The organism is Variovorax sp. H27-G14 (assembly GCF_046156345.1).
GTDB lineage: Bacteria > Pseudomonadota > Gammaproteobacteria > Burkholderiales > Burkholderiaceae_C > Variovorax.
This window is the reverse complement of record NZ_JAYLVN010000022.1, coordinates 36,023-49,315: the sequence shown is the minus strand read 5'-3', so window position 1 is coordinate 49,315 and position 13,293 is coordinate 36,023. Positions and strand designations below refer to the sequence as shown.

The 13,293-nt window shown below is 66.6% G+C and carries 8 protein-coding genes; all 8 read left to right on the top strand.

Annotated elements, in window-relative coordinates:
* Positions 1-159: 159 nt before the first annotated feature.
* The 8 genes from tssF (at position 160) to VLK31_RS31350 (ending at position 13,284) form a co-directional block, all read left to right on the top strand.
* Positions 160-2,049, top strand: a complete 1,890-nt coding sequence (gene tssF / locus VLK31_RS31385) for a type VI secretion system baseplate subunit TssF (protein ID WP_409172397.1) — start codon at positions 160-162, stop codon at positions 2,047-2,049.
* A 125-nt stretch (positions 2,050-2,174) separates the two neighbouring features.
* Complete coding sequence (gene tssG / locus VLK31_RS31380) at positions 2,175-3,236, top strand: type VI secretion system baseplate subunit TssG (RefSeq protein ID WP_409172451.1); 1,062 nt, start codon at positions 2,175-2,177, stop codon at positions 3,234-3,236.
* Positions 3,233-5,965, top strand: coding sequence for a type VI secretion system ATPase TssH (gene tssH, locus VLK31_RS31375; protein WP_409172396.1), 2,733 nt, complete (start codon positions 3,233-3,235; stop codon positions 5,963-5,965). Before tssG ends, tssH begins: the two co-directional genes overlap by 4 nt.
* 32 nt (positions 5,966-5,997) lie before the next feature.
* Positions 5,998-8,367 (top strand): type VI secretion system Vgr family protein, encoded by a 2,370-nt coding sequence (locus tag VLK31_RS31370; RefSeq protein WP_409172395.1) that lies wholly within the window; start codon positions 5,998-6,000, stop codon positions 8,365-8,367.
* A gap of 11 nt (positions 8,368-8,378) precedes the next feature.
* Positions 8,379-8,810, top strand: a complete 432-nt coding sequence (locus tag VLK31_RS31365) for a hypothetical protein (RefSeq protein ID WP_409172394.1) — start codon at positions 8,379-8,381, stop codon at positions 8,808-8,810.
* An 18-nt stretch (positions 8,811-8,828) separates the two neighbouring features.
* Positions 8,829-11,540 carry a DUF2169 domain-containing protein gene (locus tag VLK31_RS31360; protein ID WP_409172393.1) on the top strand — a complete coding sequence of 904 codons (2,712 nt, stop codon included), beginning with the start codon at positions 8,829-8,831 and terminating at the stop codon, positions 11,538-11,540.
* Positions 11,537-12,586, top strand: coding sequence for a pentapeptide repeat-containing protein (locus VLK31_RS31355; protein ID WP_409172392.1), 1,050 nt, complete (start codon positions 11,537-11,539; stop codon positions 12,584-12,586). The genes VLK31_RS31360 and VLK31_RS31355 overlap by 4 nt, the downstream gene beginning before the upstream one ends.
* Before the next feature lie 53 nt (positions 12,587-12,639).
* Complete coding sequence (locus VLK31_RS31350; RefSeq protein ID WP_409172391.1) at positions 12,640-13,284, top strand: DUF3540 domain-containing protein; 645 nt, start codon at positions 12,640-12,642, stop codon at positions 13,282-13,284.
* Positions 13,285-13,293 lie beyond the last annotated feature (9 nt).

Below are 13,293 nucleotides of genomic sequence, written 5' to 3'. Positions count from 1 at the left end.
TGGTGCTGGTGGCTTGCCGCCCGTCTTGCCCCCTCTCCCTCCGGGAGAGGGTTGGGGTGAGGGCCGACGGCGATGGACCCGCCGACAGCGCTTGCAACGCCGCACCCCTCACCCTGGCCCTCTCCCGCAGGGAGAGGGAACAAGGCGGGAGCCGCTGACATGGACGCCAAGCTCCTCGACTATTACAACCGCGAGCTCACCTACATGCACGAGCTCGGGGCCGAGTTCGCGCAGCGCTACCCCAAGATCGCGGGCCGCCTGGGCATGCGCGGCATCGAGGTCAGCGACCCGTATGTGGAGCGCCTGCTCGAAGGCTTCAGCTTTCTCACGGCGCGCATCCAGCTGAAGATGGACGCGGAGTTTCCGCGCTTCTCGCAGCGCCTGCTCGAGGTGGTGTACCCCAACTTTCTGGCGCCGCTGCCCGCTATGGCCGTGGTGCAGATCGACGGCAACCTCAACGAAGGGTCGCTCAAGGCCGGCTACGAGCTGCCGCGCCACACCATCCTGCGCGGCCGCATGATCAAGGGCGAGCAGACGGCCTGCGAATTTCGCACCGGCCATGCCGTCACGCTGTGGCCCATTCGCATTGCCGAGGCCGGCATCGGCCCGGTGCCCGCGGACATTGCGCACGCCATGCCGATGGTGGCGCGGCAGGCGAAGAGCGCCATCACCATCAAGCTCGAAGCGGTGGGCGGCGCGCGCTTTGCCGACATGCCGCTCGACCGGCTCGAGTTCTTTCTGTCGGGCGCCGAGCTGCATGCGCTGCGCGTGCTCGAACTGGCCACGCACCACAGCCTGGGCGTGGTGTGCCGCAGCGGCCCCGGCGCCTCAGGTGGTGCGGGTGGCGGTGCTCGCATCGTGCCGCTCGGTGAAGACGCCATCAAGCACGAAGGCTTCGACCCCGAGCAGGCCCTGCTGCCCTACGACGCGCGCTCGTTCCAGGGCTACCGCCTGCTGCACGAGTACTTCGCGTTCCCCGACCGCTACCTGTTCTTCAGCGTCAACAAACTGCGCGCGGCGGCAGCGGCCATGGGCGGCACCACGATGGAAATCGTGATCCTGCTCGACCGTGCCGACGCCGACCTCGAACGGCTGGTCGACGCCAAGCACTTCTCGCTGTTCTGCACGCCCATCATCAACCTGGTGCCGCGCCGCAGCGACCGCATTCCGGTGGGCCCGGGCCAGCATGAGCACCATGCGGTGATCGACCGCACCCGCCCGCGCGACTTCGAGATCTTCACCGTGGAGCGCGTCACCGGCCACATGGCCAACGGCTCGGAGGAGCGCGAGTTCCGCCCCTTTCTCGGTTCATTCGCGGCGGACGACGGCGACTTCGGCGCCTACTTTTCGCTGCGCCGCGAGCCGCGCCTGGTGTCCGACCGGGCGCGCGCGCAGGGCACGCGCACCAGCTACACCGGCAGCGAGGTGTACGTGTCGCTGGTCGACCAGCAGGACGCGCCGTTTCCGCACAGCCTGCGCCACATCACGCTCGATGCGCTGTGCACCAACCGCGACCTGCCGCTGCTGCTGCCGACCGGGCTGGAGTCGGACTTCACGCTGCGCGTCTCTGCCCCGGTGCGCGCCATCCGCATCCTGCGCGGGCCGTCGCGACCCTACCCGGCATTGGCCGAAGGCGCGCTCACCTGGCGCCTCATCAGCCACCTGGGGCTGAACTACCTGAGCCTCACCGATGTGGACGCGGAGCAAGGCGCATCGGCCCTGCGCGAAATGCTCGACCTGTACGGCAACCTGGCCGACCCGGCGGTGCGCCGCCAGATTCAGGGCGTGCGCTCGATGGCGCTGGCGCCGGTGTTCCGCAGGCTGCCGGAGCCGGGGCCGATCATGTTCGGCCGCGGTGTGGAAATTGCGCTGAAGATCGACGAGGTCGCGTTCTCCGGCGCCAGCCCGTACCTGTTCGGTGCCGTGCTGGAGCAGTTCTTCAGCCGCCATGTGTCGCTCAACTCGTTCACCGAGTTCGCGCTGAGCAGCCTGCAGCGCGGCGAAATCGCGCGCTGGACTCCGCGCGTGGGACGTCGCCCCGCGGTATGAACGACATCGGCATCACTGGCAGCACGGCCGTTGCAAACACTGCGGCGGTCGATGGGTTCGACGCCCTCGCCGAGCAAGGTCGTGAGATTGCGCAACCGCTGCAGTCCACGCCCGTGCCACGCGGCATGCCAGAGATCGACCCCGCGCTGTGGGCCCGGCTGGTCGAGCAGCCCTTCGAGCACGACCTGTTCATGCTGCTGCGCCGCCTCGACGCGCAGGGCGACCATCCGCTGCTGGGCCGCGCGCCGCGACCGGTCGACGAGCCTTTGCGGCTGGGGCAGGAACCGTCGATGGCCTTCGCGCCGTCCAACGTGTCGGGCGTGGAGGTCGACGGCGACGGACCGCCGCGCATTTCCATCTACGGCTTCGGCCTGTTCGGCCCCAACGGCCCGCTGCCGCTGCACCTGACCGAATACGCCCGCGAGCGCAAGCGCCACCATGACGACGACACGCTCAGCGCGTTTGCCGACCTGTTCCATCACCGGTTGATCTTGCTGTTCTACCGGGCCTGGGCCGACGCCCAATCAGTCAACAGCCTGGACCGCCCCGACGGCCATCGCTTCGTCGACTACGTGGCCAGCCTCATGAACATGGGCCAGCCCGGCCTGCAAGAGCGCGACCGCATCGCCGACCACGCGCGCACCTTCATGGCGGGCCACCTGGTGCGCCAGACACGCAACCCCGAAGGGCTGATTCAGATCCTCAAGCTCTACTTCGACGTGCCCGTGCGCGTGGAGGAGTTCGTGAGCGACTGGGTGATGATCGACGAGCGCGAGGTCAGCCGCCTGGGCCTGTTCGGGCGCAACCACCGGCTTGGCGGCGGCGCCACGCTGGGGCTGGCGGTGCGCGACGCGCAGAGCAAGTTCCGCCTGGAGCTGGGGCCGCTGTCGCAAGCCGAGTTCCGTGAGTTCCTGCCCGGCAGCAAGCGCCTGCAGCAGGTGGTCGACTGGGTGCGCCAGTACGTGGGCATCGAGTTCGCGTGGGAGCTGCGCCTGGTGCTTAAAAAGCAGGACGCCCACGCCACCCAGCTCGGCGGCAGCCAGCGCCTGGGCTGGGGCAGCTGGCTGGGCACGCGCCTGTCGGACACCGACGCCGGCGACATGGTGTTCCAGCCCGAGGCCTTGTTTTCCCATTCCGCATCGGCACCAACCGGTGCCGTGCCTGCATCTTCTTCCATGGGTTTATGACCGACATCCGCCGCGTCTCTCTGTTCTCCAAGCTCAACCCGGTGCTCTACAAGGCACTGGAAACCGCCACCGCCTTCGCCAAGCTGCGCGGCAATGCCTATGTGGAGCTCGTGCACTGGCTGCACCAGATCCTGCAGCTGCAGGACAGCGACCTGCGCCGCATCGTGAAGCGCGCGGGGCTCAACCTGGACGCGGTGGAGCAGGACCTGGTGCGCGCGCTCGACCGGCTGCCGCACGGCGCCACGTCCATCAGCGACATCTCCGAGCACGTGGACAACGCGGTTGAACGCGCCTGGGTCTATGCCAGCCTGCGCTTCGAGGCCACCTCCATCCGCGGTGCCTACCTGCTGGCCGGCATCGTGAAGACGCCGGGGCTGCGACAGGTGCTCTCGGGCATCTCGCGCGAGTTCGACAAGCTGGTGCCCGACGTGCTGGTGGCGCAGCTCGCGGCCTGGACCGAAGGCTCGCCGGAAGACGACTTCGATGCCGCGCCGGGCGCGGGTGAATCCGCTGGCGCACCCGCCGTGGCGCACCAGGGCGACGGCCCCCCCGCGGGCGGCTCGGCGCTGGCCAAGTACGCAAGCGACCTCACGGCCAAGGCGCGCGCGGGCGAGCTCGATCCGGTCTACGGGCGCGACGACGAGATCCGCCAGATCATCGACATCCTCATGCGCCGCCGGCAGAACAACCCGCTGCTCACCGGCGAGGCCGGCGTGGGCAAGACGGCGGTGGTCGAAGGCCTGGCCTCGCGCCTTGCATCGGGCGACGTGCCACCGTCGCTGAAAGACGTGTCGCTGTGGGTGCTCGACCCCACGCTGCTGCAGGCCGGCGCGGGCGTGAAGGGCGAGTTCGAGCAGCGCCTGCGCCAGGTGATCGACGAGGTCGAGAAAAGCCCCAAGCCCATCGTGCTGTTCGTCGACGAAGTGCACACGCTGGTGGGCGCGGGCGGCACGGCCGGCACCGGTGATGCGGCCAACCTGCTCAAGCCCGCGCTGGCGCGTGGCCGGCTGCGCACCATCGGCGCCACCACCTGGTCGGAGTACAAGAAGTACATCGAAAAAGACCCGGCGCTCACGCGCCGCTTTCAGACCATTCAGGTGCACGAGCCCACCGAGCCCAAGGCGGTGATCATGCTGCGCGGCATTTCGGCCGAGCTGGAAAAGCACCACGGCGTGCTCATCCTCGACGCCGCGCTGGAGGCGGCCGTGAGCCTGTCGCACCGCTACATTCCCGCGCGGCAGTTGCCCGACAAGGCGGTGAGCCTGCTGGACACCGCCTGCGCGCGCGTGGCGCTGAGCCAGCATGCATTGCCGGCTGCACTGGAAGACCTGCAACGGCGCATCGAGGTGCTGGGCATCGAGTCGGGCATTGCGGGGCGCGAGGCGGTCATCGGCGTGGGCGAGCACCAGCGCGTGGCGGACATCGCCGCGCAGGTGGCGCAGGCGCAGGCCGAGCTTGCGCTGCTGGAAAGCCGGCGGGTGGAAGAAAGTGCGCTGGTCGAACGCATCGTCGCGTTGCGCAAGCAGCTGTCGCCGGCTGCGGTGCCGGTGCAGGCCGAGCAAGGTGATGCGCCCGATGCCGATGCGCCGCCTGCAGTGCCTGTCGAACCCACGGAGCCCGCGCGTTCACCCGAAGACCTCCGCGCCGAACTCGACGACGCGCAAGACAAGCTCGTGCAGCTGCAAGGCGAGTCGCCACTGATTCTTTCGGCGGTGGACGCGCAGGCCATCGCCACCGTGGTCGCCGACTGGACGGGCATTCCCATCGGGCGCATGGTGCGCGACGACGCGCAGTCGGTGCTGCGGCTGGGCGAGATTCTGTCGGCGCGCGTGGTCGCACAGCCCGACGCGCTGGAAACCATCTCGCGGCGCATTCGCACCGCGCGTGCGCGGCTGGACAACCCCAACAAGCCGGTGGGCGTGTTCCTGCTGTGCGGCCCTTCGGGCGTGGGCAAGACCGAGACCGCGCTGGCGTTGTCCGAAGCGCTGTACGGCGGCGAGCAGAACCTGGTCACCATCAACATGAGCGAGTTCCAGGAGTCGCACACCGTCTCCACGCTGAAGGGCGCGCCGCCCGGCTACGTGGGCTATGGCGAAGGCGGCGTGCTCACCGAGGCGGTGCGCCGCCGGCCTTACAGCGTGGTGCTGCTCGACGAGATCGAGAAGGCCCACACCGACGTGCACGAGATCTTCTTCCAGGTGTTCGACAAGGGCTGGATGGAAGACGGCGAGGGCCGCCACATCGACTTTCGCAACACCGTGATCATCATGACCTCCAACGTCGGCACCGACCTGGTCATGCAGCTGTGCGAAGACCCGAGCCTGCGCCCCGACCCCGAGCCGCTGGCCGCCGCGCTGCGCGAGCCGCTGCTGAAGGTGTTCGCGCCCGCGCTGCTGGGCCGCCTGGTGGTGGTGCCCTACTACCCGCTGCATGCCGAGGCGCTGCACCGCATCATTCGCCTGCAGCTGGACCGCGTTGCCGCGCGGCTGCAGGCCAACCACGGCATTGCGCTGGCCTACGACGACAGCGCCGTGGCGCTGGTGGCACGGCGCTGCACGGCCATCGAGTCGGGCGGGCGAATGATCGACGCCATCCTCACGCACACCATCCTGCCGCGGCTGAGCGAGGAGGTCATTGGCGCCACCGTCAGCGCGCGCAGGCTCACCGCCGTGCAACTGGGCGCGGCGGGCGACGAATTTCACTATGAGTTTTCCGAGGCGCCGCGCTGAGTGCGCAAGGCAAACCAAGAAAGGGAGCAGCCATGGACCGCGTCGTCATAGCCCATACACCGCTGGCGCAAGACCAGCTCATGTTCCGTTCGATGCAGGGCAGCGAAGCCCTGTCGCAGCTGTTCGAGTTCGAGGTCGACCTGCTGAGCCCGGGCACGGCCGTCGACATGAAGGCGATGCTGGGCAAGCCACTCACGCTGCAGATCAAGACCCTCACCGGCGTGCCGCGCTACCTCAACGGGCAGATTACGCGCTTCACCCTGGTGGGCCGGGACACCAGTTCGTCGCGCTACATGGTGTATCGCGCCTCGCTGAGGCCTTGGCTCTGGTACCTCACGCGCACCAGCGACTGCAAGATCTTCCAGAACAAATCGGTCGTCGAAATTATCGAGGAGGTGCTTGGCGAGTACGGCTTTGCATTCGAGACAAAGCTCACCGCCACTTACCGCCAGTGGGACTACTGCGTGCAATACCAGGAGACCGACTTCGCCTTCGTGAGCCGGCTCATGGAGCACGAGGGCATCTACTACTACTTCAAGCACGAAGACAACCAGCACACGCTGGTGCTGGCCGACGACATGAGCGCGCACGATGCGCTGCCGGAATATCCGAGGATCAGCTACCTGTCGACGGACCGCCTGGCCGACCCCGGCCGCGAGTCGATCGACCAGTGGGAAGTGACGGAGGAGATTCGCCCCGGCACCTACGTCGTGGACGACTTCGACTTCAAGAAGCCGAAGGCCGACCTGCTCAACACCCGCAGCCAGCCGCGCGGCCATGACCATGGCCAATACGAGATGTACGAATGGATGGGCGGCTACAGCGACGCCGGACAAGGCGAGCACTACGCCCGCATCCGGCTGGAGGAGGCGCAGGCGCAGGCCGAGCTGGACGTCGGCCATGCCACCGTGCGTGGCATGGCCCCGGGCTATCGCTTCACGATGCAGAACGCGCCGCGCGAAGAAGACAACCGCGAGTACCTGATCGTCTCGGTGCTCTACAGCCTGCGCGAGGGCGGCTATGCCTCCGGCAGCGAGAAGGGCAGCTACGGTTTTCAGTTCGGCGTGCAGCCCACGTCCGTTGCCTATCGCGCGGCGCGGGTGACGCGCATCCCGACCACCCACGGGCCGCAGACCGCCACCGTGGTCGGCCCGCCGGGCGAGGACATCTGGATCGACAAGTACGGCCGCGTCAAGGTGCAGTTTCGCTGGGACCGCTACGGCCAGCGCAACGAGAACAGCTCATGCTGGGTGCGCGTGTCGAGCGCCTGGGCGGGCTCCAACTTCGGCGCCGTCAACCATCCGCGCATAGGCCAGGAGGTGGTGGTCGACTTCATCGCCGGCTGCCCCGACAGGCCCTTGATCATCGGGCGCGTCTACAACGCCGACCAGATGCCGCCGCTCGAGTTGCCCGCCAAGGCCACGGTCAGCGGCTTCATCAGCCGCACCCTCAAGGGCGACGGAGAGCTGGCCAACCACTTCGTGATCGACGACGACCCGAGCAACGAGTCGATCAAGATCCATGCGCAGAAGGATTTCAGCCTCAGCGTCGAGAACAATGAAACACACACCGTGGACGGCTTGCGCGAGACGGTGATCGAAGGCTCGGACACCTACACGACCAACACCTCGCTCGACGAGACGGTCAACGGGCCGCACACGCTGACGGTCAACAAGGGCGGGCCGCAGAAGATCACCGTCAACGGCGGCGACCAGTTCATCAAGGTGGACGGTGGCAACCAGCAGGTCGATGTCATCGGGAATCAGACCCTCCATGTCACCGGCAAGCGCACGGACACGGTGGACAGCGGTGAAGAGCGAATCATCGGCAAGTCGCTCAAGGAAGACATTGCGGGCCCGCAGACCACCACGGTGGTTGGTCTGTACACCGAAGAAACCAACGGGAAGAAGGTGACGGTCAACGGCGACGAGGACTACTTGGTCAATGGGGCGCAAAAGGTGCATGCGACCACGTCGTTGAAAGCCACGACGGACGGCCCCATGAACCTGGAAAGCACCAAAGCAGACATCACGGTGAAGTCACCGACCATGATCATCCTGGATGCGCCCCATGTGGAGGACACGTCGAAGAAGAAAGTGACGTTCACGGACTGGGGCATTGCTTTCAAGGGCTTCAACATGGGGATCACCGGGGTCAACGTGAACCTCAATGGCGTCGGCGTGACCGTGAATGCGTCGTCCACCACCGTTACCGGCCTGAACACGGGGTTCAACGTCTACTCGCTCACAGGTACGTTCATCAAGCTCGACCTGTACAACGTCAGCCTTTCGATGGGCGTGTTTTCCACCACCCAGACGGTTTTCACGTGGGACAACCAGGCGCAAAAAATCGAAAACAACGCATACAGGGTGAACCTCTCGGGCCTCACCGTCTTCATCTGAGCCTGGAGCGCATGTTGGATCTTTTCACTGTGTGGTTTACCAAGTACTGGTATCTGATTGTCCCCATCGCCGTCGTCGTGCTGTCGACGTTCGTGGCGATCACGCTGGCCAAGCGCTATGCCTCCCACGTGATGCAGATGCAGAGCGAGGGGAACCGCCGCGCGATGGGTACGGATCTCGCCGAGCGAGTGCTTCGCACGGGCCAACCGGCCGTAGCGACAGTGCTCGAGAGCCATGACACGGGCATGCGGGTCGCTCGCATCTACATCCTCGTACGGCTCAAGTTCCAGGTACGGCCCGAGGGAGGACGGCCTGCCTTCGAGGCTGAACTGGTCGCCCCGATCAGCCCGGTGAAGCTCGCCGACTTCGCACCGGGGCGCTCCGTGAAGATGCGCTTCGACCCGGTCTCGCACGAGATCGCCATCGATCAGCCGATGCGCTGAAGCGGGTCCGCTGCCCTCATGAAGACCATCAAACCCTTTCGCCTGAGCATCCTCACGCGGCCCTTCCGGCGGCAGCGGCAAGACCACCTGGGCGTCTCGGTCTTCGCGATGGCCAGCCTGGCGCCCGAGCCTTTGCTGATGCCAGACCAGGATCTGTGGAAGCTGGCAGCCGACGAGATCGGGCCCGGCAACGTGCTGGACCTGGGCGTGCCCAAGATCGAGCCGGAGTGGCTGGTCAGCGGCTATGCGTACACGGCGCATCAGGACGACAAGACACTGTGCGCGGCCAAGGCCGTTTTCCATGGCCAGGCCAAGTCGTTGCTGGTGAGTGGGGACCGCTACTGGCTTGGCGGCCGCGCGACGCCTCCCCAGCCTTTCGAGCGCCTGAGGCTGGACTGGGCACATGCCTATGGCGGCCCGAGCGAGTCCGAAAACCCCGAGGGCATCGGCAGCTTCGATGAAACGATCAACGGCGTACACACGCGCCGGGTTCCCAATGTCGAGTTGCCCGGCGCGCGCCAGGACGGGCCCGGGCGGCGCATCGTGCCCGCGGGTTTCGGCGCCGTGCCGCCTGATCGGCCGCAGCGGCTCGCGCTGATGGGGCGCGCCTACGACCAGCAGTGGCTGCAGCACGAGTACCCGGGTTTCGCCGATGACATGGACTGGCGCTACTTCAATGCCGCGCCTGCCGACCAGCGCCTGCCCGGCCAGCGCGAGTTGCCGCCGGGCGCCGCCTACGAACTGTGGAACATGCACCCTCGACAGCCGGTGATGCGCGGCCAGCTGCCCGATTGGCAGGCGCGCTGCTTCGCCAGTTTTCAGAACGACGGTGGCGCGCTGTCGGAAATTTCGCTGCGCCTGAGCACGGCCTGGTTTTTCCCGCACGCCGAGCGCGTCATCCTGGTCTGGCACGGTGCATCGCCCATCGCGGAGGACGACGCGGCTGACGTGAAGCACATCATGCCCGCGCTCGAGTTGCGCGGGCAGCCGCGACCGCTCGCCCACTACCAGCAGGTGCTGCAGCAACGCATCGATCCAGCCAAGGTGGTGCTGGTCCTGCGCGACAGCGACCTGGTTCCCAAGGCGGTCATGGGGCCATGGGCAGGCGACCAGATGCCCGATGTCGCCTCGTTTCCGCTGGCGCGCAATCTGCGCGCAGGCCGGCAGCGCGAGCGCGAACGCATGCGTGCCCGCCTGCTGGCGCAGGGGCTGGACCCGGAGCAGTATCTGCCGCCCCTGCCCGAACCGGATTTGCGGCCGCCTGCCTCCATGGACGATCTGCCCGACTTCGCCGAGAAGGCCGATCAAGCCCTCGAGCAGATGCGCCAGGAGGCCCTTGCCCGCGGCGCCGAGGACCGGGCCAAGGCCGTCGCACACGGGATGCCCGCCGCCATTCAACCCGATATCGATATCCCGCCGCTGTCGCAGATGGATCCGCGCAAGCTGTCCGACGAGATCAAGGCGAGCATCGACAAGGCCATGACCGAGGTGGAGGCGCGGACCGGCAAGCCTGTGCAGCGCCGATTCGACCCGGACCGCCTGCTGCGTGATCTCGCGCGCCTCGAGGAAGACGCGGCGCGTGAGCGCCGAACACCCCCCGCGCCCGACGAGGCCGCCGAACGCGCGCGGCTGCGCGAGCAGGCCGGGCACAGCGCGCGCATGGGGCACCTCTACGGCGCACATCTGCTCGAGCCGGCGCCGCCAGCCAGCAGCCTGCGCTCCAGGCGGCTGCGTCGGCGTCTCGAGGCCGCGGCCAGCGGCGAGCGTCGCTTCGCAGGCATGAGCTTTGCCGGCGCCAACCTCTCGGGCCTGGACCTGCGCGGCGCCGACTTCACGGGGGCGAACCTCGAAGACGTCGACTTCAGCGACGCGCGGCTCGATGGCTGCAACTTCACGCGCGCGGTGCTTGCGCGGGCGCGGCTTGTCCGCGCCTCGCTCACCGATGCGCGGCTGGACGAGGCCAACTTGGGCGGCGCGCAATGCGAAGGCGCGAACTTCACGGGCGCGAGCTTCGTGCAGACGCGTTGCAGCAAGACCGTTTTTCGTTCCTGCGTGCTGGCGAAGACCGCGTTCAAGCAAGCCGATCTGTTCGAAAGCGAATGGGTGCGCTGCGATGCGCGCGGCTCGCACTGGGAGCAAGTGGCGCTGGTCAAGCTGACACTGGAAGACATGGCTTTCGACAACGCCGAGTTCAAGCAGGTGAGCTGGACCGAGTGCAGCTTCAAGAGGGCATCTTTCGTACGCGCCTCGCTGAACGCCTGTGCTTTCGTTGCCGTCGATGCGCAGGAGGGGGTCGACTTCACCGAGGCCAGCCTCGTCACCTGTTCCTTCGTCCATGGCTGTACCTTGGTGCAGGCCGTGTTCTGCGCCGCTTCGCTCAGGCAGTGCGGCCTGCGCGGCGCCATATTGGTCGGCACTGACTTCGCGAATGCCCGCCTTGAAGGCTGTGACTTCTCCGGGTGCGACCTGCGGCGCGCGCGGCTGGAGCGGTTGCAGGCCGGCGAGAGCCTGTTCATTCGCGCGGACTTGCGCGAAGCCTCGTTGCGTGGTGCCAACCTCATCGACGCCAATCTCTCCAAGGCCGACCTGCGCTTTGCCAGCCTGCAGGATGCCAATTTGTTTCGCGCCGACGTGTCACAGGCCGCCATCGACGGTTCGACCACCTTCATCGGCGCCTACACCCAAGGCGCAAAGACTTTGCCTGCACGAAGGACGGAGCCGGTTCGGTGACAGTCGAAGAACTTCTGGACAAGATTCGGCATGCCGAACCGGTGGTCAAAGTGAGTCTCGCGGGTCAGGACCTCAGCGGCATCGACTTGTCGGGGGCGCAGATGGAGCAGGTCGATCTGAGCCGGACGAATCTGCGTAACGCCTGCCTCGACGACAGTTCACTGGCGCAATGCAACTTCGATCAAGCCGACCTCTCGGCGGCCAGCTTGAAAGGCGTGCGCGTGTTCCGGTGTCGGTTGGAGGCCGCGCAACTCGGCCGCGCGTTCATGCAGGACACCCAGTTCGTCGAATCTTCGCTGGCTCACGCGAATTTTGAGAAAGCGCAAATGGAGCGCGTGGCTTTTTTCCGATGCGAACTCGGGCATGCGGTGTTGAAACCCGGCATCTGCGATCAGATCGTCATCACCGAATCACGGGTCGATCAGCTCGATTGCCGCGGAGCACAGCTGTTGCACGTCATGTTCTTTCGCATGGACCTGCGCACGGTGGCGTTCGCCCAGGCTCAATGCGACGGTTCGATGTTGATGGAGTGCAATCTCGAAGGTCAGCGCTTGCCGCACACCACCTTCCTGCGCTGCCAGTTCACCGACAGCGCCATGGCAGGTGTCGATTTCAGTGGCGCCGTGCTGACCCAGAGCAACTTCAAGGGCGCCACGCTGACCAATGCGAACTTCAGCGGAGTGGATGCCGCGCAGACGATGTTTCCGGAGGCCGATCTGCGTGAAGCGAATTGCACCGATGCCATCTTCGATCAGTCGATCTGGGTCGACGCCAAACTCGAAGGTACCGATTTCAGCCGCTCGCGCCTGCCGCTGAGCGTGTTCCATCGCGCGCGGGCCAGCGGTGCGAGCTTTCGCGACGCGAACCTGCACGATGCCGATTTTTCCTATGCCGAACTGCATCACGCGGATTTGCGCAATGCAGGTTTTCTGCGCACCCGCTTTCATCGGGCCGCGCGCGCGGATGCGCGTTTCTCGGGAAGCGGCGGCATCATCGAAAACGATCCGGAGCTGTTCAAGGCGCAAGAGATCCATCCGCCGCGCTGATGCCGCAAGGCCTGCCCGTTCCACTGCTGACCCATCGAAACAAGGAAATCTTCATGACAGTCGTTCCACTGCACAAAGCCTCGAAGCTGCAGGCGCCGGTTCACTTCCAGGGGGTGGTCGCCGCATTGCTGCCGGATGGACGTGTGACCGTCGACGACGAGCAGGGTGCCGTCTGGGTTTGCCGGCGCGCGGCAAGCTGCCTGCTCAAACCGGCCAGCGGCGATACCGTGCTGGTGTCCGGTCCCGACAGCGCGCGGGCCTACCTGATTGCCGTGATCGAGCAGGCCGATGCGTCGTCGAGCTGCATCGAGGCGGCGGGCGACGTCACCTTCGCCTCGACCGGCAACGGCCGGGTGACCGTCGCGAGTGCCTCGGAGCTCAGGCTTCACGCGGACAGGCGCTTTGTACTCAAGACCGAAGAGGGCCAGTGCGACATCGGTGAACTGCGCTTGGTAACGCGCTCCGTGCAGGCCGCGGCCGGAAGCGTGCGGCTGGTCGGCAAGGTGTTCGAGACCGTGGCCGATCGCATCGTGCAGATGGCGCGCCAGACGCTGCGCCTGACGGATGAAGTCGACCAGGTGCGTGCGGGCCACATGGACTACAAGGCCAGCGAGACGGTGCGCATTCATGGCCACCACACGATGGTCACCGGCCAGGAGCTGGTGAAGGTGGACGCGGCTCAGATCCACATGGGCTAGGCAAGGAGG